At 69.5% G+C, this 23,257-nt stretch carries 20 protein-coding genes; 5 read left to right on the plus strand and 15 right to left on the minus strand.

Annotated features, from left to right (window positions below; genetic code table 11):
- On the plus strand, window positions 1-794 hold a 794-nt coding region (locus Raf01_RS00870; RefSeq protein ID WP_203915735.1), incomplete at its 5' end, for a DUF58 domain-containing protein.
- 20 nt (window positions 795-814) lie between these two features.
- Here Raf01_RS00870 and Raf01_RS00875 read toward each other — a convergent pair.
- Complete coding sequence (locus Raf01_RS00875) at window positions 815-1,810, minus strand: stage II sporulation protein M (protein ID WP_203915736.1); 996 nt, start codon at window positions 1,808-1,810, stop codon at window positions 815-817.
- Between the two features lie 57 nt (window positions 1,811-1,867).
- On the opposite strand from Raf01_RS00875, the gene Raf01_RS00880 reads away from it, so the two are divergent.
- Window positions 1,868-2,956: an RDD family protein gene (locus Raf01_RS00880; protein ID WP_239133273.1), complete on the plus strand. Its 1,089-nt coding sequence runs from the start codon at window positions 1,868-1,870 to the stop codon at window positions 2,954-2,956.
- A 208-nt stretch (window positions 2,957-3,164) separates the two neighbouring features.
- Here the strand turns inward: Raf01_RS00880 and Raf01_RS00885 are convergent, their stop codons facing one another.
- From Raf01_RS00885 to Raf01_RS00950, 14 genes are all read right to left on the minus strand, one after another.
- On the minus strand, window positions 3,165-4,220 hold the full coding sequence (locus Raf01_RS00885) for an ABC transporter ATP-binding protein (protein WP_203915860.1): 1,056 nt from the start codon (window positions 4,218-4,220) through the stop codon (window positions 3,165-3,167).
- 11 nt (window positions 4,221-4,231) lie between these two features.
- Window positions 4,232-5,332 (minus strand): ABC transporter ATP-binding protein, encoded by a 1,101-nt coding sequence (locus Raf01_RS00890; RefSeq protein WP_239133274.1) that lies wholly within the window; start codon window positions 5,330-5,332, stop codon window positions 4,232-4,234.
- On the minus strand, window positions 5,329-6,276 hold the full coding sequence (locus Raf01_RS00895) for an ABC transporter permease (RefSeq protein WP_203915737.1): 948 nt from the start codon (window positions 6,274-6,276) through the stop codon (window positions 5,329-5,331). The genes Raf01_RS00890 and Raf01_RS00895 overlap by 4 nt, the downstream gene beginning before the upstream one ends.
- Window positions 6,277-6,336: 60 nt before the next feature.
- The gene (locus Raf01_RS00900) at window positions 6,337-7,323 is read right to left on the minus strand and encodes an ABC transporter permease (RefSeq protein WP_203915738.1); all 987 of its coding nucleotides are present in this window, start codon (window positions 7,321-7,323) and stop codon (window positions 6,337-6,339) included.
- A 112-nt stretch (window positions 7,324-7,435) separates the two neighbouring features.
- The gene (locus Raf01_RS00905) at window positions 7,436-9,151 is read right to left on the minus strand and encodes an ABC transporter family substrate-binding protein (RefSeq protein ID WP_203915739.1); all 1,716 of its coding nucleotides are present in this window, start codon (window positions 9,149-9,151) and stop codon (window positions 7,436-7,438) included.
- Between the two features lie 395 nt (window positions 9,152-9,546).
- Window positions 9,547-10,812, minus strand: a complete 1,266-nt coding sequence (efeB, locus tag Raf01_RS00910; RefSeq protein ID WP_203915740.1) for an iron uptake transporter deferrochelatase/peroxidase subunit — start codon at window positions 10,810-10,812, stop codon at window positions 9,547-9,549.
- A complete protein-coding gene (efeO, locus tag Raf01_RS00915) occupies window positions 10,812-11,966 on the minus strand; it encodes an iron uptake system protein EfeO (RefSeq protein WP_203915741.1) in 1,155 nt (384 codons plus the stop codon). The genes efeB and efeO overlap by 1 nt, the downstream gene beginning before the upstream one ends.
- Before the next feature lie 60 nt (window positions 11,967-12,026).
- On the minus strand, window positions 12,027-12,905 hold the full coding sequence (gene efeU, locus Raf01_RS00920) for an iron uptake transporter permease EfeU (RefSeq protein ID WP_203915742.1): 879 nt from the start codon (window positions 12,903-12,905) through the stop codon (window positions 12,027-12,029).
- Between the two features lie 161 nt (window positions 12,906-13,066).
- Window positions 13,067-14,563 (minus strand): adenosylhomocysteinase, encoded by a 1,497-nt coding sequence (ahcY, locus tag Raf01_RS00925; RefSeq protein WP_203915743.1) that lies wholly within the window; start codon window positions 14,561-14,563, stop codon window positions 13,067-13,069.
- A 308-nt stretch (window positions 14,564-14,871) separates the two neighbouring features.
- On the minus strand, window positions 14,872-15,990 hold the full coding sequence (gene manA, locus Raf01_RS00930) for a mannose-6-phosphate isomerase, class I (RefSeq protein WP_203915744.1): 1,119 nt from the start codon (window positions 15,988-15,990) through the stop codon (window positions 14,872-14,874).
- A 2-nt stretch (window positions 15,991-15,992) separates the two neighbouring features.
- Complete coding sequence (locus Raf01_RS00935) at window positions 15,993-16,913, minus strand: cation diffusion facilitator family transporter (RefSeq protein WP_203915745.1); 921 nt, start codon at window positions 16,911-16,913, stop codon at window positions 15,993-15,995.
- Window positions 16,914-16,923: 10 nt separating this feature from the next.
- Window positions 16,924-18,126 carry an SIS domain-containing protein gene (locus tag Raf01_RS00940; protein WP_203915746.1) on the minus strand — a complete coding sequence of 401 codons (1,203 nt, stop codon included), beginning with the start codon at window positions 18,124-18,126 and terminating at the stop codon, window positions 16,924-16,926.
- On the minus strand, window positions 18,126-18,329 hold the full coding sequence (locus tag Raf01_RS00945) for a Trm112 family protein (RefSeq protein WP_203915747.1): 204 nt from the start codon (window positions 18,327-18,329) through the stop codon (window positions 18,126-18,128). Before Raf01_RS00945 ends, Raf01_RS00940 begins: the two co-directional genes overlap by 1 nt.
- 14 nt (window positions 18,330-18,343) lie before the next feature.
- The gene (locus tag Raf01_RS00950; RefSeq protein ID WP_203915748.1) at window positions 18,344-19,726 is read right to left on the minus strand and encodes a phosphomannomutase/phosphoglucomutase; all 1,383 of its coding nucleotides are present in this window, start codon (window positions 19,724-19,726) and stop codon (window positions 18,344-18,346) included.
- 286 nt (window positions 19,727-20,012) lie between these two features.
- Here Raf01_RS00950 and Raf01_RS00955 point away from each other — a divergent pair, with 286 nt between their 5' ends.
- The 3 genes from Raf01_RS00955 to gabT all read left to right on the plus strand — a co-directional run bounded on the left by Raf01_RS00955 (window position 20,013) and on the right by gabT (window position 23,167).
- On the plus strand, window positions 20,013-20,339 hold the full coding sequence (locus Raf01_RS00955; RefSeq protein WP_203915749.1) for a hypothetical protein: 327 nt from the start codon (window positions 20,013-20,015) through the stop codon (window positions 20,337-20,339).
- A 126-nt stretch (window positions 20,340-20,465) separates the two neighbouring features.
- On the plus strand, window positions 20,466-21,890 hold the full coding sequence (locus Raf01_RS00960) for a gamma-aminobutyraldehyde dehydrogenase (protein WP_203915750.1): 1,425 nt from the start codon (window positions 20,466-20,468) through the stop codon (window positions 21,888-21,890).
- Window positions 21,891-21,901: 11 nt separating this feature from the next.
- Window positions 21,902-23,167: a 4-aminobutyrate--2-oxoglutarate transaminase gene (gabT, locus tag Raf01_RS00965; RefSeq protein ID WP_203915751.1), complete on the plus strand. Its 1,266-nt coding sequence runs from the start codon at window positions 21,902-21,904 to the stop codon at window positions 23,165-23,167.
- Window positions 23,168-23,257: the final 90 nt, after the last annotated feature.

Raw genomic sequence — 23,257 nt, forward strand, 5'->3', positions numbered from 1 at the left:
GGGCCAGCGCCCGCCGATCCGACGTGGTGGTGCGCACCTGGCGACCGGAACGCGACCGGCGGGTGCTGTGCGTCATCGACACCGGCCGGACGTCGGCGGTCCGGGTCGGCGGCCCGGCGCCACGAGGCGGGGCCGAGTCGCCAGCCGGAACCGAACCACAGACCGGAACCCACCCGCGGGCCGGAGCCGAGCAGCAAGCCGGAGCCGAGCCGCTCGCCGGCGCCGGGCTCAACGAGCCTCGCCTGGATGCCGCCATCGACGCCGCCCTGCTGCTGGCCACGCTCGCCAGCCGGGCCGGCGACCGGGTCGACCTGCTGGCCATCGACACCGCCATCCGGGCGGCCGTGGACGGCGGCGCCGTGCAGACCCTGCCGCACCGGCTCGCCAATGCCATGGCGACACTGCACCCGGCCCTGGTGGAGACCGACTTCGGGCTGGTCGTCGGCGAGATCCTGCGTCGGGAACGGAAACGCGCCCTGGTCGTGCTGTTCACCGCGCTCGAGCCCGGGGCGCTGGGCGAGGGGCTCCTGCCGGTACTGGCGCAGCTGACATCGCGGCACAAGGTGCTGGTGGCGGCCGTACACGATCCGGCGGTGACCGATCAGACGGCGCAGCGCGGCGACGTCGCCGGGGTGTACGCGGCCGCGGCGGCGCACAAGACCCTGGCCGAACGGGACCGCATCGTCACGGCGCTCGGCCGCAACCAGGTCGAGGTGGTGGACGCCCCGGTGCAGTTGTTCGCGTCCCGGGTGGCCGACGCGTACCTGACGATGAAGGCCGCCGGCCGGCTCTGAAGCGCCCAGGCTCTGTCCGCCTAGACGGTCGGTACGGCCGCCTCGGTGAACTCCTCCCCGAGATCCGTGCTGTACCGCCGGTTGCGCGCCCGGCTTCCGAACGCCACGACGTAGGTCAGGAACCCGCCCCAGGCGAGTACGCCGATCCCGATGCGCACGGGAGTCGGCAGCCCGGACGGCGTCACGAACGCCTCGATCAGCCCACTGACCGCGAGCACGACGACCAGCCCCAGCGCCACCAGCATCGCCGAGCGGGCCGCCGCGCCCAGCGCCTGACCTCGGCTGCGCAGCGGCCCCGGCGCGATCCACGCCCAGCCGATCCGCAGGCCCACGCCGGCCGCCACGAACACCGCGGTCAACTCCAGCAGGCCGTGCGGCAGGATCAGCCCGAAGAACACGTCGGTACGGCCGCCGGCGATCATCAGGCCGCCGTCCAGGCCGACGTTGAGAAGGTTGTACGCCAGCGCCAGGAACACCGGGATCACCAGGACCCCGGAAGCCAGGCACAGCGCGGAGATCAGAGCGTTGTTCGTCCAGACGTGCAGCGCGAAGTTCTGAGCCGCGTGCTCGGAGTAGTAACTCACGAAGTCGGTGTTGACCAGTTGCTGGATCTGGTCGTCGGTCAGGAACGCGTGCTGGAAGTCGGGGTGCGACGCGACGTACCACATCAGCCCGAACGACAGCACCGTGAAACTCGTGGCGACCGCGCACCACCACCGCCACGCCTGGAACACGGCCAGCGGGAAGGTCGCGGTGAAGAACTGACCCACCTGGCTCCAGGACAGCGCGCCGCCCCCGGTGATCGCGCCACGCGCCGTCAGCACGATCCGGGACAGCCGCGCGACCAGAGCCGGGTCCGCGGCCCGGCTGCGGATCGCCGAGAGGTGCGTCCCGGTCCGCTGGTACAGCGCGATCATCTCGTCGACCTCGGCAGCGCGCAGCCGGCGACGGCTCGCCAACTGTTCCAGGCGGCGCCACTCACCGGCGTGCTCCGCCACGTACGCGTCGAGATCCACGGCGTATCCCCGTCCATCCTCGCGACACTCCACGGGATCCCGCAGAGCTTAGCGGTCGTGTTGACTGTACGGGTGAGCCTCAACGCGCCAGAGAACGACGGCCTCCGGCTGTTCAGCGGTGACGCCGTCGAACTCGACATCCGCATCGCCCGACTCGGATCCCGCGCGCTGGCCCGGCTCATCGACCTGGTGGCTCAGATCGTGCTGACCGTGCTGGTGTCGGGGCTGCTGTCCGTGATCATCATCAACGTGGAGTCCAACCCGGACGACGCGATCCTCCAGGCGGAGTGGATCATCACTCTCGTGGTGGTGCTGATCGGATACCCCACTCTGCTGGAGTCGAGGACCGCGGGCCGCACGCTCGGCAAGCTGGTCATGGGGCTGCGGGTGATCCGCGATGACGGCGGGCCGGTCCGGTTCCGGCACGCGCTGACCCGCGCGCTCGTCGGCATCGCGGTCGAGTTCCCCGCGCTCGGCACCGGAGTGGCGCTCCCGATCGGCTGGCTGATCAGCATCTGGACGATGCTGGTCAACCCGCTCGGCAAGCGGGTAGGCGATCTCGCCGCCGGCACCATCGTCATCCACGACCGCACCCCGGCGAGCTGGGGCTGGGTGCCGGCGATGCCGCCACAGCTGGCCGGCTGGGCCGCGACGCTGGACCTCACCGGCCTCGACGACGACCTGGCGCTGACGGTCCGCCACTATCTCGCCCGCAACCGGGAACTGCGCGAGCCGGCCCGCTCCCGCCTCGGGTACGCCCTGGCCAGCGAGGTCGCCGAGTGCACCACGCCGGAGGTACCGCCGGGCACTCCGGGCTGGGCCTACCTGGCCGCCGTACTCGCGGAGCGCAACCGGCGGTCGGCTCAGCGCCTGATGCGCACCCGGTTGGTGACCGACCGGATCTGGCCCGAGCTGAGCCGCGCGGTACGGGTGGCGCAGACCCAACCGGTCTGGCCGGTCGCGTTGCCGGCCCCGCCCGGAATCCCTGTCCCGCCCGGAATCTCCCTCCCGCCAGGAGGCACTGTCCCGCCCGGAATCCCCGTCCCGCAGAGAGGCCCTGTCCCACCGGGAAGCCCCGTGCCATCACCGGGACCCGTCCCACCGCGGAGTCCGGTTCCGAGCGGGCCACCGGCACCGCCGGCCTGATCGTCGGCCGCACTCGACAGTGCGCCTATACGGCAGCGGCCCCGCACCTCCCAGATCGGGTGGTGCGGGGCCGGAACGCTGAGAACACACCCTCAGACGTTGCCGTCGCGGTCTGTGCTCACCTCCGCCACAAACCGGCTCCGGCTGCGCTCAGACGTTGCAACCGCGGTCTGTGCTCACCTCCGCCACAAACCGGCTCCGGCTGCGCTCAGACAAGCTTGAGCGCCTCCGCGAAGTGGCACGCCGCCTGGTGGCCCTGGCCCCGGTCGATGAGCGCCGGAAGCTCGTTCACGCACTTCTGCTTCTCGTTTTCCGAGAGCTGGTTCGCGAACTTCGGGCACCGCGTACGGAACCGGCAGCCGGACGGCGGGTTCACCGGGCTCGGCACCTCACCGGTCAGCAGCACACGCTGCCGGGTCCGCTCCTTCTGCGGGTCCGGCAGCGGGATCGCCGAGATCAGCGCCTGCGTGTACGGGTGGGCCGCCTTCGTGAACAGCTCCTCGACCGGCGCCGTCTCCACGATCCGGCCGAGGTACATGACCGCGACCCGGTGCGCGATGTGCCGGATGACCGACAGGTCGTGCGAGATGAACAGGAAGGACAGGCCCAGCTCGGTCTGCAGATCCTCGAGCAGGTTGATCACGCCCGCCTGGATCGACACGTCCAGCGCCGAGACCGGCTCGTCGAGCACGAGCACCTTCGGCCGTAGAGCCAGGGCGCGGGCGATGCCGACACGCTGGCGCTGGCCGCCGGAGAACTCGTGTGCGTACCGGTTGCCGTGCTCGGGGTTGAGCCCGACCTGGCGCAGCAGCTCACGGACCTTCTTCTGCCCGTCGGACGAGTTGCCGTACAGGCCGTGGATGCGCAGCGGCTCCGCCACGATCTCGTTGACCGTCATCCTGGGGTCCAGCGACGCGAACGGGTCCTGGAAGACGATCTGAAGGTCCCGCCGCAGCGGTCGCATCGCACCGCTGGACAGCTTGGTGAGGTCCTTGCCGGCGTACGTGATCTCGCCGGAGGTCGCGTCGACCAGGTTGAGCACCAGGCGACCGGTGGTCGTCTTGCCGCAACCCGACTCGCCGACCAGGCCCAGCGTCTCGTGGGGCATCAGGTCGAACGAGACGTCACAGACCGCGTGTACCTCGCCGACCCGGCGCCGGATGACGCCCTTGGATCGGACCGGGAAGTGCTTGACCAGGTTGCGCACCGACAGCACCGGCGCGGCGTTGCTGGTCGGCTCCCGCCCGGTCGACTGGGTGGGGATGTCGACGGTGGTCACTGTGCTACCTCCTGATCCGCCGAATCGATCAGGTCCGGGTCGGCGGATGTCGTACTGAACAGCTGCCGGGCACTCACGCCGACCAGCTTCTCGTGGAAGTGGCACGCCGCGAGGTGAGCCGAGCTGTCCGTGGCGACCAGGTTGGGCTCGTTTTCCTCGCACACGTCCTGGGCGAGCGGGCAGCGCGGCGTGAACGGGCAGCCGGCCGGCAGGTTGACCAGCGACGGCGGGGCGCCGGTGATGGGGGTGAGCCGCTGCTTGCTGGACGAGTCCAGGCGGGGCAGGCTGCCCAGTAGGCCGAGAGCGTACGGCATCCGGGGCCGGTAGAAGATGTCGTCGATCGACCCCACCTCTACCAGCTTGCCGGCGTACATCACGCAGATCCGCTCGGCGTGCCCGGCGATCACACCCAGGTCATGGGTGATCAGGACGAGTGCCGCACCGGTCTCCGCCCGAGCCGCTTCCAGCGCCTCGAGCACCTGCGCCTGTACCGTCACGTCCAGCGCCGTCGTCGGCTCGTCCGCGATGATCACGTCCGGGTTGTTGGCCATCGCGATCGCGATCACCACCCGCTGCCGCATACCGCCGGACATCTCGTGTGGGTAGTTGCTAACCCGCTGCTCGGGGAACGGGATGCCGACCAGCCGCAGCAGCTCGACGGCCCGGTCGTGGGCCCCCTGCTTCGAGACGTCGTTGTGCGCCAGCACCGCCTCGGCCAGCTGGTACCCGACGGTGTAGACCGGGTTCAGCGACGTCAGCGGATCCTGGAAGATCATCGAGATCTTGTTGCCCCGGATCTCCGCGTACTGGTTCTCGGACTTGCCCAGCAGGCTCTCGCCCTGGAACCGGATCGATCCGCTGACCCGTGCGGACTTGGGCAGCAGGCCCATCACCGCGAGGGAGCTGACCGACTTGCCAGAGCCCGACTCGCCCACGATCCCCATGGCCTCGCCCCGGCGCAGCTGGTAGCTGACGCCGCGCACGGCGTTAACGACGCCGTCGTCCGTGGGGAACGACACAGTGAGGTTCTCGACCTCAAGCAGCACGTCCGGGTCGGACTCCGACCGGCCGAGCTGAATATTTGTCTTCACGGTCACCGTCGCTGCCTTGTCTGTTGGGGGTCGAGCGCGTCGCGCAGGCCGTCACCGAGGAAGTTGACGGTCAGCGCGACCAGGATGATGAACAGACCCGGGAAGTAGAACAGCCACGGCCGGGTGTTCACGGCACCCTGACCCAGCGTAATCAGCACTCCGAGAGAAGTATCCGGTGGGCGGACGCCGAAGCCCAGGAAAGAGAGCGAAGTCTCCGCCAGGATGCCGCTGGCCACCAGCAGCGTGGCGTTGACCACAACCACCGCGAACGCGTTGGGTACCAGGTGGCGCAGCATGATCCGGATGTCGGACGCGCCGAGTGCCCGGGCGGCCTCGACGTACTCCCGTTCCCGGATCGACAGCACCATGCCCCGGACGACCCGGCCCACGTACGGGGCGGCGAGTCCGCCGAGGATGATCGCGATGATCCACCAGCTGCCGGAGAAGTTGTTCGCCAGCGCCGCGGCGAGCGCGAGGCTCGGGATCGTCAGGATCAGGTCGGCGAAACGCATGAGTGCGTTGTCGACGAACCCCTTGTAGTACCCGGAGATCGTGCCCCAGAGGGTGCCACCGACGGTCGCGATCAGGGCGATGCTCAGCGCCACCTTGATCGACTGCTGGAGTCCCCGCAGGACCTGCGCGAACATGTCGTGGCCCAGGTTGTCCGTGCCGAAGGGGTGCTTCATCGACGGCGGGACGCTGTTGTCCGGCGTGATCGTCGTGTACTGGTATTTCCACAGGTGCGGTCCGACGAACGCGAACAGGACCAGCAGGAGGAAGACGATCAGGCTGCCGACGGCGAGCTTGTGCCGCAGGAACCGGCGCATTGTCTGCTGGAACTGGCTGCGGTCCTTGACGGTGAACTCGCGCTCGACCCGCCCGGTGGCCGGATCGGTGGCGACGGGCTTGCCCGCGGACGGGGCGGCGGCCTTCGTGGTCGGCTCGGTCATGACGCCACCTCGTTCCGGCGGACCTCGGGTGTGGGATCGGTCGTACCGATCGGCTGGAACTCAAGCATGACGGATCCTCGGGTCCAGGACGCCGTACAGAAGGTCGGCGATGAGGTTGAAGAGGATCACAATGGTGGCCGACACCAGCAGCCAGCCCATCATCAGGTGCGCGTCCTTGTCCCGCAGCGACTGCACGAACAACGCGCCCATGCCCTGCCACTGGAACACCGTCTCGGTGAGGATCGCGCCGCCGAGCAGCGCGGCGATGTCCAGGGCAGTGACCGTGGTCAGCGGGATCAGCGCGTTGCGCAGCGCGTGCCGGACGAGCACCTTGCGCGAGCGCAGGCCCTTGGCGCGGGCCAGGCGCACGTGGTCGCTGTTGAGCACCTCAAGCATGGACGCGCGGGTGAATCGGGTCCACCCGGCGTAGCCAGCGAGGCCGAGCACGATGGTTGGCAAGACCATGTGACCCGCGACGTCGGTGATGTGTCCCCAGGTCGTATCGTTTTCCAGTACGACCGATTTGTCGCCGATGGTATAGAACGTGTTGGCGCTGACGTTCTGGTTGTACCAGATGCCCCAGGACTTCAGCAGCACCGCGAACCAGAACACCGGCATCGACAGGAACAGGAAGCCGAAGAACGTCGTGGTGTAGTCGAGCGCGCTGTACTGCTTGACCGCGCTCAAGACACCGGTGATGATCGCCAGGATCAGTGCGATCAGCACCGAGAAGAACACTAGGCGCATGGTCACCCACAGGTGGCTGCCGATCTCGCTGCCAATGTTGTCACTGGGCTGCACCGCAGCACCGAAGTTGCCGTGCAGCACGAGGCCCTTGAGCCAGTTCCAGTACTGCAGCGGCCAAGACTGGTCCAGACCTAGCCGATGCTCCTCCAGCTTGATCGTCTGGGGCGGCGGCGGCGGGTTGCGCAGCTTGATGGACTCCAAGGGATCGCCCGAGAGCTTGACCATGATGAAGACCAGGATCGTCGATCCGAGGAGGACCGGGACCGAGATCAGCACGCGTCGGATCGTGTACGCGAGCATGTGTTACCTCCCACTGTGGGGCCGTCCAGTAGTGGACCCCGGACGCCGGAGCGTCCGGGGCCCACTTGGCTGACTGGCGGTAGAGCTGCCGTGCGTTACCTGACGAAGATCGTCAGGACGCGCGCATACCCCACTCCTGAACGTTGTACGGCGGGCCAGTGCTCGTCGCGTCATCGCGGATGTTCACGATGTTCGAGTAAGCCGCCAGGAAGGTCGGCTTCTGGAACAGCGGCAGCACGTACGCGTCGTTCGCCATGATCTGGTCGGCGTCGTTCAGGTCCTGGACCGCCTTGGCGTGGTCCGTGTTCTGCGCGGCGTCCTTCAGCAGGGCGTCACTCTGGCTGTTGGTCCAGTGACCGTAGTTGCTGCTGCTGGTGCTCAGCCAGGTCTGGTAGGCGCCGGAGAAGATGAACGGCGTCTGGACCCAGGCGAAGATGATCATGTCGTAGTCACCGCTGCTCAGCGTGTCGCCGAGCGAGGTGATCGGGGTCGGCGTGACCTTGATGCCGAGCGCCTGCAGCTCAGTCTGGAACAGCTCGCAGGACTGCTGGCGCAGCACGTTGCCCTGGGTGAACGAGCAACGGAACTGGACCGGCGCGCCCGACGGGCTCTTCAGCGCGGTGCCGACGCCGGTGTAGCCGGCGCCGGTCAGCAGCGACTTCGCCTTCGCCACGTCGCCGGTGCCCTGGCCGGTGGACGAGATGACGTCCTTGTACCCGTCCATGTTCGGCATGAAGTTGTGGTTGTTCAGCGGCGTGATGCCCGGGTCGAACTGACCGACGGTCTTCGAGATCAGCTGCTTGCGGTCGATCGTCGTGAAGATCGCCTGGCGGAGCTTGGTGTCAGCCATCAGCGGGTTCTTCAGGTTCAGGTCGAGGTGCTCCCACTGCAGACCCTTGCCCAGCATGTACTGGACGCCGTTGATCTGCTTGACCTGGTTGATGATGTCCGCGTTGGCCTGCGGGTAGATCGTCTGGACCTCGTTGTTCTGGAGGGCCGGGACTTCCTGGTTCTGGTCGGTGATGATCCGGAAGACCAGCTTCTCCAGCGACGGCTTGGTCTTGCCGAACCACTTCGGGTTCGGCGTCTCGGTGACCGAAGCGTCCTTCTGGTACCCGGTGATGACGTACGGGCCACCGGAGTAGGTCGGCTGGTTGTCGTTCAGCCACTTCCAGGAGGCTCCCAGGTCACCGTGCTGGTTGGCGATGTGCGCCGGGTACATCGGGCCGAACAGGCCCTTCCAGTCCGTGTACGGCGTCTTGAAGACCACGGTCACGGTCTTGCCGTTGTCCGAGCCGGTCACCGTCTGGATCTGGTCGTAACCAGCGGTCGACGCCGGGTCGCAGGTCTTGCAGTCGACGCCGTTGTTGGTCTTCCACATGTACGTGAAGTCGTCGGCGTTGATCGGCGTGCCGTCGTTCCACGACGCGTTCGGGTTGATCTTGTAGACGATCGTCTGCGGGCTGGTGCTCGTCTGCTCCGCGGACACCATCAGGTCGCTGTTCAGCGTCGGCTGCAGGTCCGGGGTGTTGATGAACGGACCCTGCGGCAGGACACCATCAAGCACCTCTTGGAAGTCGAACGTGTTCGACTCGGCGCTGTTCAGGTTCCAACCACTGATGGTCTTTTCAATCGTGTAAGTAACGGTGCCGCCCTGCTTGGTCGTACCAGAATTGCAGGTGAGCGGCTTGGTGGCGCAGTCGGCGAAGCTCGACGAAGTATCCCCGCCGCCGGTGGAGGATCCAGATCCCCCGCCACAGGCAGATACCGCGAGCAGCGACGCTACGCCAACCGCGACGAGGCCGAAGAGCCCCTTCGTAGTGCGCATGTCCCCTCCAGTCGGCTACCGCAGCCCACGATGGACCGAGCGTCCAGATCACTGGACGGCGACAACTGGGGCTGCGTTGTAGTGCCTAAAGGAAACGACGCCAGGCGCCCCGTGCAAAGGGTCGGCGAGGATTCGTGACTCTCCCGTTATCCGAACCGGAGGTTGGAGTCACGTCGGTCGGCCGATCGGCCAATTTTCCCTGGCCGTGGGGCCGATGCGGACTAGGCGAAACAGCCCACCCCGATGCCCGTAATGTCGGTTATGCAGACAGCACTGACGCTACAACCCAACGACGGTCATCGGGACACAGCGTCCCACAAAAAGGTCGGCGTTCGCTATCCGTCGATGACGAACTATCTCGGCGATCGCAAGCCGAAAACCCCAGCGTACCGAGGTCAGCCGAGCAGCTCCTGCGCCCAGTACCGATCGGGCCCGGACACGGCCGGCGGACACGCGAACAGCCCCGAGCCGACGTGCTGGATGTACTCGTTCAGAGCGTCGTGCGCACCCAGTGAACGCTGCAGTGGAACAAACTGTTTACGCGGATCCTTCTGGAACGCAATAAAGAACAGTCCCGCATCCAGCTCACCACTCGCGGACACGATGCCGTCCGTATAGGAATAGCCACGCCGCAGGATACGGATGCCGCCGTTGTTTTCATGCGCGGCCAGGCGGATGTGAGCGCCGACCGGAATGACCGGTTGGCCGCTGCTGTCCTTGGCCCCGAAGTCCGGGGTGTCGAACTCCTTGGAACCGGTCAACGGCGCACCGGAGTACTTGTACCGGCCGAAAACGTGCTGCTGGTCCGCCAGGAAGTCACGGTCCCACGCCTCGATGCGCATCGCGATGCGCCGGGCGACCAGGTAGCTGCCGCCGCGCATCCACGCCTGGTCGGTCTCGTTGCCGACCCACACGTACTGGTCCATCCGCTGCGCGTCGGTGCCGTCGATGTTGCGGGTACCGTCCTTGAAGCCCATCAGGTTGCGCGGGGTCTCCTGGGCCGACCCGTTCGAGGTCGCCTTCCCGAAGCCGAGCTGGGACCAGCGCATCACCACCGTGCCGCGGCCCAGCCGGGCCAGGTTGCGGATCGCGTGGAACGCCACCACGGGGTCGTCCGAGCACGCCTGGATGGCCAGGTCGCCCCCGCTGCGCGAGGGGTCCAGGTTTTCCGGCGGCAGCTTCGGCAGGTCGGCCAGCGCGGCCGGGCGCTTGGCGGCCAGCCCGAACCGGTCGTCGAACAACGACGGGCCGACGCCGAACGTGATGGTCAGGTTGGCCGGGGAGGCGCCGTATGCCTCGCCGGTATCCGCCGGGGGCGCCACGAGCGTGGTGCTGTCCCCCGGTACCTGCTTCCCCTCGGTCATCGCCGCCGCGGCGGCGGTCCAGGTCTGGAGCAGTTCCCGCAGCGCGGCCCGGTTTTCCTCCGGACTGCCGCTGACCGTCAGGTCGTAGGTGGCGAACGCCAGCCGGGCCGGCGCCGCGGTGGCGATCCCCGCCTGGTGCGCGCCGTAGAACGGCACCTTGGCATCGACCGGCGTGGCGGCCTTCGATCCGTTTCCGTCGCCGTCGCAGCCGGCCAGAGCACCGGACGCGGCCGCTCCGGCGACGGCGGCACCGCCGAGGGCCAGTAGCCCTCGGCGGGAGGCTCGCAGTTCAGGCATCAGCCAGTCACCTTAGCCGCGACCTGGGACAGCGGCTCGGCCAGGGCGTCCACCTTCTGGGTCAGCACCCGGCGCTGGTCGTCCGAGACGGTGCTGTAGTCCACGAACACGCCGGCCGAGTGCTGGTACGGCTTGAGCGCGTCGAGGACGTCGGTGAACTCCTGGGTGACCTGGCTGGCCAGCTGGGGGTCGATCTTCTGCAGCGCCGGTACCAGCAGCTGGAACGCCTTCTGGCCACCGGCCACGTTGGCCTGGAAATCAGACAGGTCGGTGTGGCTGTACCGGTCCTCCTCGCCCGTGATCTTGCTGGACGCGACCTCGTTGAGCAGTTCGGTAGCCCCGTTGGCCAGCTGGGCGGGCTGGTAGTCGGTGGTCGCCACCAGGCTCTTCAGCTTCGCCACGTCGGTGTCCAGCTTGTCGGCGATCGGCGACATGCCGGCCAGCGACTTGTCGGCCCAGAGCGCCTTCTCCAGGCGGTGGAAGCCGGTCCACTGGCTGGGGTCCTCGACGTCGTCGAGCCGGGCGTCGATGTCCGGGTCGAGGTCGCCGAAGCTCTCCGCGACCGGTTCGACCTCTTCGTAGTAGTACCGGGCCGGGGCGTACGCCGCCTGGGCGCCCGGGATGTCACCGGCCCGTACCGCGTCGGTGAACTGCTTCGTCGCCGGTACCAGCTTGTCGACCTCGGCGATGACGTACTGCTTGTACCCGGACACCGCCTGGTCCAGCGCGGTCTTCACGGCCGGGTCCTGCGACGGCGCCGCCGCCGAGCCGGTGACCGTGAACGTGGCCTTCTCCGTCTTGGCGTTCGGGCAGTAGACCGTGTAGCTGCCGGCCTCCAGCCGCAGCGAGAAGGTGCCGGACAGGCCCGGCGTCAGGTTCTCCTTCTCGCCGACGATCTCGCCGCTCTTCTGCAGCAACTCCGCCTCGGTCACCTTGCTGGCGCTGGTGTTGGTCACCTCAAAGGTCGCCGCGCCGGCCGAAATCGAGGACGGCGTGGTCTTGCAGCCGTCGTCGGTGATCTCGATCTTCACCTTCGTCGCGCCCTTCGCCGAGGCCGCGTCGTCCTTGCTCTTGCTACATCCGGTGATCACCAACCCGGCCACAGCTAGCAGGGCAGCCGCGCGCAGGGCGCGAGTGGGTACGGGTCGGGACATGGTGAAGCGCTCCTCTTGGGGCGGGATGTATCGGTGAGGTGTTGGTGGTGCGGGTCGAGATCAGGCGCGGATCGAGGTGGTACTCGCCGGGGCCGGCTCGCCGGCCGGCTTGTCCGCCGGCTTCTTGGCCGCCGACCTGCGACCCCGCGGCCAGGCGACGTAGGCGAGCATCGGGACGGCGTATACCAGCCAGACCACGGTTTCGATGACAGTCGGGGTGGGCTGGAGCCCGAGCACCCCGGTCAGCAGGGACTGGAGGACCGTGCCGGGCCGCACCAGCCAGGTCAGGTCCAACGCCTGGCCCTGACCCACGTTGACCCAGCCGGCCTCGTGCGCGGTGTGCAGCACGGTCATCGCCAGCCCGGCGGCGACCAGCACCAGGACCAGGCCGGTGACCTTGAAGAACCGGCCGAGGTTGAGGCGCACGCCGCCGCGGTAGATGCCGTACCCGATGACGACCGCCACCACGATGCCGATCCCGGCGCCCACGGCGCCGGACCCGACGCTGGCGCTGTTCTGAATCACCGAGATGAGGAAGACCGCGGTCTCGAAACCCTCGCGCAGCACGGCGAGGAACGCCATCGCGACGAGCGCTCGCGCGGAGCCGGTGTTCAGCGCGTGCTGCGCCGCGCCCTCCAGCTCCTTCTTCATGCCGCGCGCGTGCTTGCTCATCCAAAGGATCATGAAGGTGACCATCACGACCGCGAACGCGCCGATGATCGTCTCCATGCCTTCCTGCGCCCGCTGCGGCAGCTCCCGGGACAGCGCGACCAGCCCGAACCCGATGATGAGACAGAGCACGACCGCGGCGGTGACCCCGATCCACATCTGGCGCAGCGCGTCACGGCCGCCATTGCGGTTGAGGAACGCGGCGATGATGCCGACGATGAGCGACGCCTCGATACCCTCTCGGAGGCCGATCACCAGGGTGGGGATCATCGCAGCGTGCTCCCTTCCGGCCGCTCACTTGACGTGCGGTCCGTGCCTCAGATGAGGCTAACCTAAGTCGAATTCTTTAGGCAAGGCAGCCCTTACTAAATACAGAGAGTAACGGCCCGCCTCCGAACGGAGGCGGGCCGTGACGAAGTCGGAGCGGCGGCTCAGTACCGGTAGTGGTCCGCCTTGAACGGCCCCTCGACCGGTACGCCGAGGTACGACGCCTGCTCCTTGGTCAGCTCGGTGAGCTTGACGCCCAACGCGTCCAGGTGCAGCCGGGCCACCTTCTCGTCCAGGTGCTTGGGCAGCACGTACACGCCCACCGGGTACTCGCCCGGCTTCGTGAACAGCTCGAGCTGCGCGAGAACCTGGTTGGTGAACGAGTTCGACATCACGAACGACGGGTGGCCGGTCGCGTTGCCGAGGTTGAGCAGCCGACCCTCGGACAGCACGATGATGGCGTGGCCGTCGGCGAACCGCCACTCGTCGACCTGCGGCTTGATGTTCTCCCGGCTCACGCCCGGGAGCTTCATGAGGCCGGCCATGTCGATCTCGTTGTCGAAGTGCCCGATGTTGCCGACGATGGCCTGGTGCTTCATCTTCGACATGTGCTCGGCGGTGAGCACGTCACGGCAGCCGGTCGCGGTGACGAAGATGTCGGCGATGCCGACCACGTCCTCCACAGTGGACACCTGGTACCCGTCCATCGCCGCCTGGAGCGCGCAGATTGGGTCGACCTCGGTCACGATCACCCGGGCACCCTGGCCGCGCAGCGACTCGGCGCAGCCCTTGCCCACGTCGCCGTACCCGCACACCACCGCGACCTTGCCGCCGATCAGCACGTCGGTGGCGCGGTTGATGCCGTCCACCAGCGAGTGGCGGCAGCCGTACTTGTTGTCGAACTTCGACTTGGTCACCGAGTCGTTCACGTTGATCGCGGGGAACAGCAGCGAGCCGTCCTCACGCATCTCGTAGAGCCGGTGGACACCGGTAGTGGTCTCCTCGGTCACGCCCTTGATGCCGGCCGCGATCCGGGTCCAGCGCTTGCCGTCCTCGGTCAGCGAGCGGCGCAGCAGGTCGAGGATGACGCCGTACTCCTCGCTGTCGGTCCCGGCGGTCGCCGGTACCGCGCCGGCCTCCTCGAACTGGGCACCCTTGTGCACCAGCAGCGTGGCGTCGCCGCCGTCGTCGAGGATCATGTTGGGACCCTCGCCGTCCGGCCACACCAGCACCTGCTCGGTGCACCACCAGTACTCCGGAAGGGTCTCGCCCTTCCAGGCGTACACCGGCACGCCGGCCGGCGCCTCCGCGGTGCCGTTCGGGCCGACGACGATGGCCGCCGCCGCGTGGTCCTGGGTGGAGAAGATGTTGCAGCTGGCCCAGCGCACCTGCGCGCCGAGCGCGACGAGCGTTTCGATGAGCACGGCCGTCTGGATGGTCATGTGCAGCGAACCGGTGATCCGAGCGCCATGCAGCGGCTGGGCCGGACCGTACTCGGCGCGCATCGCCATCAGGCCGGGCATCTCGTGCTCGGCGAGCTCGATCTCCTTACGCCCGAACGCCGCGAGCGACAGGTCGGCGACCTTGTAGTCGCCATCCGCCACCGATCGCGGACGAGACGCCGCCGCGCTGCCGGCGGGCGTGGGAAGCGTACTGGTCATGAACAACCCCTGTCGTCGAGGCGGTCTAGTTAAGGCATGGGCTTGTCGACTCTAACGTTCTGGAGGGGCGGTGTAGGGACACGGGTGGGCGACAGCCAAGCGCGCAGGGCGGTGGCCGGGGACGAACTGGTCGCCCTCGTTCCACCGCCCCGCGCTTCCCCCCGGTTTGGTTCCCCCGCGCGTGACTCGGACCTTCGTCGCGATAACACTGCGTACAGACAGCATTACGCAGCGAAGTTGAGGGCGTCAAGCCAAACCATGGAATTAGCCGCTAATTACCGTTAATTCAGGCGACGCCGGCCTGTAAATCAGGCGACGCCGGCCTGGAAGGCATCGCCGTTACCGGCGACCCGAACCGCCGGCTCACCGGCTCCGACGAACGCCGCCTCACCCGCGGACAGAGGCAGCGTGCCGGTACCGGTACCCAGCTCGACCGAGCCCCGTCCACACAGCACGATCCGCGGCCCGGAGGCCGGCAGCACCGTCTCGTCGTCGCGCACGCTCGCCTTGTGCAGTACGAAGTCCCGTACCGGCGCCGGCCAGGTCGACACCCCGGCCCGTACCGGTACCGGCCGCACCACCGGCTGTTCCAGTACCTCGAAGCGCAGTACCCGCATCAGCTCCGGCACGTCGACCCGCTTCGGGGTCAGCCCGCCGCGCAGCACGTTGTCGCTGGCGGCCATGATCTCCACTCCGAGCCCGCGCAGGTAGCAGTGCAGGTTGCCGGCCGGCATCCAGACCGCCTCGTCGGGCTCCAGCCGCACCTGGTTGAGCAGCAGCGCCACCACCACGCCGATGTCGCCCGGGTAGCGGCCGGCCAGGTCGGTGGCCAGCGGGTGCTTCGCCGCCGCCACCGCGTCGACCAGGTCGGCGCGCTCCGCCGCCGGCCAGGACATCAGCGCCCGCATCCCGTCGCGCAGCGCCGCCGCCGGGTCGCTACCGGCGCGCAGCGCCCCGATCACCGGACGGAGCGCGTCCACCTCCAGCGACTCCAGCACCTCCGCCGAGGACTCCGGAGCCCGGAACCCGCACAGGGCCTCGAACCCGTCGTCGAGCGCCACCAGCAGCTCGGGCTTGTGGTGCGGATCCGTGTAGCCGGTCCGCCCGGCCTCGAACGCCTCGCGGGCCTGGTCGGAGTTCGGGTGAGCCTGGATCGACAGCGGCGCTTCGGCGGCCAGCACCTTGAGCAGGTACGGCAGCCGGGGCCCGAACTCCTCGACCGTCCCCGCCCCGAGCAGGCCGGCCGGATCGCCGGTCAGCGCGTCGAGCAGCGACTCCCCGGGCAGCGCCGACGGGTCGTCCGGATGCGCCCCGAGCCACAGCTCGGCCTCCGGGCCGGCGCTGGGAGTCGGGCGCCCGGTCAGGCTGGCCAGCGCGGTGCGCGAACCCCAGGCGTACGGCCTGATCCGGCCGGTCAACCGCTGCACGTTCAGCCTTCCCGGTAGATGTCCGGCTCAAGGTAGATCACCCGGGCGATGGGTACCGCCGTCCGGATGCGCTCCTCGGCCGCGTCGATCGCTGCCGCCACGACCCCGGCGGTGGCCTCCTTCGCCACCCCGATCTTCGCGGCGACCAGCAACTCCTCCGGTCCCAGGTGCAGGGTGCGCATGTGGATCACCCGGTCGACCTCCGGCGCGCCGACCAGGGCGGCCTCGATCGCGTCCTCCTGCTCGGGCGTGGCCGACTCGCCGATCAGCAGGCTCTTGGTCTCGATGGCCAGGATGACCGCGACGACCACCAGTAGCGCGCCGATGCCGAGCGTGCCCAGCGCGTCCCAGACTCCGTTGCCGGTGGCCAGGGTCAACGCGACCCCGAGCAGCGCCAGCACCAGACCGATCAGCGCGGCGGAGTCCTCCAGCAGCACGATCGGCAGCTCCGGAGCGCGGGCGTGCCGGATGAACTGCACCCACGACGCGTTGCCGCGGATGTGGTTGGTCTCCCGGACGGCGGTACGGAAGGAGAAGCCCTCCAGCCCGGTCGCGATCACCAGTACCGCTATCGGAAGCCACTGCCAGTCGTGGATCGCCTCCGGGTGCTGGACCTTGTGCACACCCTCGTAGATGGCGAACAACCCGCCGACCGAGAACAGCACCACCGACACGATGAACGCGTAGATGTACCGTTCCCGCCCGTACCCGAACGGGTGGCGCCGGGTCGCCTCACGCTGCGAGCGCCGGCCGCCGATCAGGAGCAGCAGCTGGTTTCCCGAGTCGGCAACCGAGTGGATCGCCTCGGCGAGCATCGACGACGACCCGCTCAGTGCGAACGCCAGGAACTTGGTCAGCGCGATGCCGAGGTTGGCGCCCAGCGCGGCGATGATCGCCTTGGCCCCGCCTTCGCCGGTGCTCACAGTGTCACACTCACGGGGTCAGGAAGTCCTTCATCTCGGATACCGCCGGTACCGCCATCGGGTCCAGGCCGTGCGCCATCGCCAGGTAGATCGACGCGAAGTCTGGTACGGCGATCAGCGAGGCCAGCCGCTCCAGCGACGAGCCGCCCTCGGCGGTGAGCACGGAGACCCGTACCCCGCGCCGCTCCGCGATCTCCTGCAACGCCTCGGCCCGGCGCTCCTCGACCTCCATCGGCTCCGGCTCGCTGCCGTCGTCCTCGGTCAGGCCGCCGTCGCGCAGCACCACCACGCGCAGCCGGGTCGCCGCGTCGTCCTCGAGCTCCTCCGGGTCGGCGAAGATGTCCCGGGCCGCCTCGGCGAGCCCGCCGTACACCCCGTCCAGCAGCCCGACGCTGCCCCGGCCGGCCTCGCCCAGCGCGCCGGCCACCACCGGGTACCGGGCGTTGGAGGACAGCGTGTCGGCGAAGCGCCGGGCGGCGACCGCGGCCAGCGGCGAGGAGCCCCACACGATCGGTACCGAGCCGGCCAGATCCAACGCCAGCGACTTGCTCGGGTTGACGAACGACTCCGCGGTCGGCCGGCACCGTTCCGCGTCGGCGTCCAGCCGGGTCGCGGTCTCCGCCAGGTCCGCCTCGTTGAGCTTCACCAGGTTGAGCGTGCGCGCGGCGAGCATCACCGGGACCGTGAGGCTCCAGATGCTGGCCCGGGCGGGGGCGCGACGCGGGATCGGGATGAACGGCGAGCGGGCCCGCTCGGCGACCAGTTGCAGCGCCGAGTCCGGTGGGCCGATCGCGACCAGCCGGGCGCCCCGGCGTGCCGCGGCATCGGCGGCGGCCAGCGCCTCGGGGCTGCGGCCGGAGCCGGACACCGCGATCACCACATCGGCCGCGCCGACCCAGCCAGGCACGCCCGCGCTGCGGTGAACCAGGACCGGCACCGGGCAACGCGGCCCGGCGATGGTCGCCAGTACCTCGCCACTCAGCGCCGCGGTGCCCTGCCCGGCCACCACCACGGCGCGCGGGCGCCCCTCGTCGGCGATGGTGGTCAGGTTGGCCTCGGCGGCCAGCGCGGCGGACTCCCGCACCTGCGCTCCGGCCGAGGCGGTGGCGCGCAGCATGCCGCCGGGATCGGCGGCGGCGAGGGCGGCGGGGTCGTCCAGCAGCGCCTCGTCGACGTGCCGGTGCCCGCGCACGCCGGCGGTACCGTCGATCATCAGTGATCTCCGGCCGTTGCCGACTCGCTGGCCGGTCCGCCGGTTGCCTCGTCCAGCAGCAGGACCGGGATGCCGTCCCGGACGGGGAACACCCGGCCACACTCGGTGCAGGTCAGCGTCTGCCCGTCCTCGTCGTACCGCAGCGGTGCGTGGTGCGTGTCGGGGCAGGCCAGGATGTCCAGCAGTTGGGGATCTAGTGCCATGGCGAACTCCTCGGTCAGGCTCTGACGACGGCGAGCACCTCGTCCCGCAGCTGCGCCATCCGCTCGGCGGTCGGCGCCTCCACGTTCAGGCGCAGCAGCGGCTCGGTGTTGGACGGGCGCAGGTTGATCCAGGCGCCGTCGGCAAAGCGTACGGTCAAACCGTCGAGATGGTCGACTTCTCCACCGGAGCCGAAGCGCTCCTCGACCTCGGCCAGGCGGCCCTGCTGGTCCGGTACGGTGGAGTTGATCTCTCCCGAGGCTACATACCGCTCGTACTTGCCGGCCAGCTCGGACAGGGGCAGCTCCTGCTCGCCCAGCGCGGCGAGGACGTGCATCGCGGCGAGCATGCCGGTGTCCGCGCCCCAGAAGTCCTTGAAGTAATAGTGCGCCGAGTGCTCTCCGCCGAAGATGGCTCCGGTACGCGCCATCTCTGCCTTGATGAAGGAGTGGCCGACCCGGCTGCGCAGCGGGGTGCCGCCGTGCTCGGCGACGATCTCCGGTACCGCGCTGGACGTGATCAGGTTGTGGATGATCGTGCCGCCGTCGTGCTTGGCCAGCTCGCGGGTCGCCACCAGCGCGGTGACCGCGCTCGGCGAGACCGGCTCACCGCGCTCGTCCACCACGAAGCAGCGGTCGGCGTCGCCGTCGAAGGCCAGCCCGATGTCGGCACCGGTCTCCCGGACGGCGGCCTGGAGGTCGACCAGGTTCTTCGGTTCCAGCGGGTTGGCCTCGTGGTTGGGGAAGGTGCCGTCCAGCTCGAAGTACAGCGGGGTGATGGACAGCGGCAGCGCGCCGAGCGCGGCCGGCCCGAGCACCGCCGGCACCGTATAGCCGGCCATCCCGTTGCCGGCGTCCACCACGATCGACAGCGGCCGGATGCCGGACAGGTCGACCAGCGTGCGCAGGTGCGCCGCGTAGTCGGAGAGCAGGTTGCGGGTGCGCACCGTGCCCCGGCCCGACCCGGCCTGTGTGGCGCCGTCCAGGATCGCCTGGGCCTCGTCGCGGATCTCGTCCAGCCCGTTGCCGAGGCCGATCGGCAGCGCACCCGCCCGGCACAGCTTGATGCCGTTGTACTGGGCCGGGTTGTGGCTCGCGGTGAACATCGCGCCGGGCTGGTCCAGCAGGCCGGCCGCGAAGTAGAGCATGTCGGTCGAGCCGAGGCCGGCCAGGACGACATCCGCGCCCTCGGCGGTCACCCCCTCGGCGAACGCCTCGACCAGCTCGGGCGAGGACGGGCGCATGTCATGCCCGATGACGATCGACGGTACCGGCGCCTGGCGGCTGAGCACCCGGACGAAGGCGGTCCCGAACGCCCGGGCGACATCGGGCCCCAACTGGTCGGGCACGGTCCCCCGGACGTCGTACGCCTTCACGAAGCGGGACAGCTCACCGGCCACCTGATCGTTCTCCTCAGGGTTCTGACGTACAGGGCTGGACGCCTGACGAGCCTACCGGCCGCCCGCCGCCCGCCAGCGCGGGACCGGCGGGGCAGCGGGACCGACGCAGTCTGGCTCGGCGCGTCCGACGCCGGCGCGACGACCCAGGCCAGTCGGGGAGGCGGGCCGGAGGCCGGCCCCGGTGGCCGGTGGAGAACGTGAGCCGCCCCGGGTCCGCCGCCCGGCCGTCCATAGATCAACCGTACGCATCTTGCTCTCGCCACTGACGCGGATCGATGATGACGGGATGACCCGCAGCATCGTTCACCCTCAGCGTCTGGCCTGGGACGGCGCGCGCGCGTTCGTTGCCCTGGCAGACAGCGATCGGGAGTATTTCTGGCTCGGCGCCCGGCTGCGTGAGTTGCTCGGAGCCGATCACGAGCAGGCTCTGTCGGACAGCCGCACCCGGCTGATGTGGCAGATCCGGACGAACGCCGTCAGCATCGAGGCCGGCCTGTGGCGTGCGCGCCTGGCGGACGTGCTGGCCGAGCGCCCGGAGCTGGCCCTCGCGCTGCGGTATTTGATCGACGAGGCGCGGGCCCGGGCCGCCGAGCCGTACCCAGCCGTCGGCTGATCCCGCACCCTCGGCTGATCCCGCGCAAAACGCGCAGCTCCCCGACGGAAACGGTCGCCGCCGGCCTTGCTTGCCACTGATTCGGTGGCAAAGATGGAGGCTGACCACCGACTCGGGAGGCATGCCATGGTGTTGCGCAACTTCATCGGCGGCGAATACACCGAACCGGCCGATGGGAAGCGGGCCGATCTCGTCGATCCCAGCACCGGCGAGGTGTTCGCCACCGCCCCCGTCTCCACCACGGAAGACGTCGACCGGGCGATGCGGGCGGCGGCCGGCGCGTTCGAGACCTGGCGCGATGCCACGCCCTCGGAACGGCAACGCGCGCTGCTGAGGTTCGCCGACGCCGTGGAGGCCCGGGCCGACGAGCTGATCGACGCCGAGGTACGCAACACCGGCAAGCCGCGTGCCCTGACCGCCAGCGAGGAGTTGCCCCCGGCGATCGACCAGATCCGGTTCTTCGCCGGGGCCGCCCGGGTGCTGGAGGGCCGTTCGGCCGGCGAGTACCTCGCGGGACACACCTCGTACGTGCGGCGCGAGCCGATCGGCGTGTGCGCGCAGGTGACCCCGTGGAACTACCCGCTCATGATGGCGGTCTGGAAGCTCGCCCCGGCCCTGGCCGCCGGCAACACGGTCGTCCTCAAGCCGAGCGACACCACCCCGGTCACCACCCTGCTGCTGGCCGAGATCGCCGCCGAGTTCCTGCCGCCGGGCGCGCTCAACGTGGTGTGCGGCGATCGGGACACCGGTCGTGCGCTGGTCAGTCACCCCACCCCGGCCCTGGTGTCGATCACCGGCTCCACCCGCGCCGGGAGGCAGGTCGCCGAGGCCGCCGCCGGCGACCTCAAGCGCACCCACCTGGAGTTGGGCGGCAAAGCCCCGGTCGTGGTCTTCGACGACGCCGACCTGGCCGCGGCGGCCGAGGCGATCGCGGTCGCCGGATACTTCAACGCCGGCCAGGACTGCACCGCCGCGACCCGGGTGCTGACCGGGCCCCGGGTGCACGACGATTTCGTGGCCGCCCTGACCGACCAGGCGAAGTCGACCAGGACCGGTGCCCCGGACGACCCCGACGTGCTCTACGGCCCGCTCAACAACGCCGCCCAACTCGACCGGGTGTCCGGCTTCGTGGACCGGCTGCCCGACCACGCCTCGGTGCACTCCGGCGGAGCCCGGGTCGGCGAGCGCGGATACTTCTACTCCCCGACCGTGGTCTCCGGCCTGCTCCAGGACGACGAGATCATCCAGGGCGAGGTGTTCGGTCCGGTCATCACCGTCCAGCGGTTCACCGACGAGGACGAAGCGGTGCGCTGGGCCAACGGCGTGGAATACGGCCTGTCCTCCTCGGTGTGGACCTCCGACCACGGCCGGGCGATGCGCATGTCCCGCCGGCTGGACTTCGGCTGCGTCTGGGTCAACTGCCACATCCCGCTCGTGGCCGAGATGCCGCACGGCGGGTTCAAACACTCCGGGTACGGCAAGGATCTGTCCCTCTACGGCCTGGAGGACTACACCCGGGTCAAGCACGTCATGCACAACATCGGCATGTGAGGCGGCCCGTCATGTCTTCCATGGATGTTCACAAGCGGCGCACCGCCGCCGTCGCGAAGGGTGTCAGTTCGGTCATCTCGTCCTATGTGGACACCGCGTCCGGCGGGACGCTGACCGATGTGGACGGTCGCGAGTGGATCGACTTCGCGTCCGGGATCGCGGTCAGCAGCGTCGGCAACGCGGCTCCCCGGGTGGTGGCCGCCGTACGGGAGCAGGTCGAGCGGTTCACCCACACCTGCTTCATGGTGGCGCCGTACGAGTCGTACGTGGCCGTGTGCGAGCAGCTCAACGCGTTGACGCCGGGTACCTTCGACAAGCGGTCGGCGCTGTTCAACTCGGGCGCGGAAGCGGTCGAGAATGCCGTGAAGATCGCGCGACACTTCACCGGCCGGCCCGCGATCGTGGTGTTCGACCACGCGTACCACGGGCGGACCAACCTCACCATGGCGATGACCGCGAAGAGCATGCCGTACAAGCACCGGTTCGGCCCGTTCGCGCCGGAGATCTACCGCGCCCCCTTGTCGTACCCGCTGCGGGACGGGCTGTCCGGAGCGGAGGCGGCGGCCCGGGCCATCGACGTGATCGACAAGCAGGTCGGCGGCGGGAACGTCGCGGCGGTACTCATCGAGCCGATCCAGGGCGAGGGCGGGTTCATCGTCCCGGCGCCCGGCTTCCTGCCGGCCCTGGCCGGTTGGGCCCGGGACAACGGCGCGGTGTTCATCGCCGACGAGATCCAGACCGGCTTCTGCCGCACCGGCGCCTGGTTCGCCAGCGAGCACGAGGGCATCGAGCCGGACCTGGTGACCACGGCCAAGGGCATCGCCGGAGGGCTGCCGCTGGCCGGGGTCACCGGCCGGGCGGAGGTCATGGACGCCGTGCACTCCGGCGGCCTCGGCGGCACGTACGGCGGCAACCCGATCGCCTGTGCCGCCGCCCTGGCGGCCATCGAGACGATGCGCGAACTGGATCTGGCGGCGGCGGCCCGGGCAATCGAGGCGCGGATGCTGCCCCGCCTGCGTGAGCTGCCGGTCGCGCAGGCGCGGGGCCGGGGCGCGATGCTCGCAGTGGAGCTGGTCGGGCCGGCGTCGCTGGAGCTGGAGCCGGACCCGGCCCGTACCGCGGCGGTGTCCCGGGCCTGCCACGACGCCGGCCTGCTCACCCTCACCTGCGGCACGTACGGCAACGTGCTGCGCTTCCTGCCGCCGCTGGTCAGTCCGCCCGAGGTGATCGACCGCGGCCTGGACGTCATCGAGGCGGCGTTCGCCTCGGTCGGGTAGCGCGTCGGCGACCGGCGAGCGGCGGCTGGCGCGGGTCCCACGGATCGCCCCGCCGGCGCCGAACGATCGCCGAGAGCGCCTCCAGCACGA

This window comes from Rugosimonospora africana, from assembly GCF_016862975.1.
Lineage (GTDB): Bacteria > Actinomycetota > Actinomycetes > Mycobacteriales > Micromonosporaceae > Rugosimonospora > Rugosimonospora africana.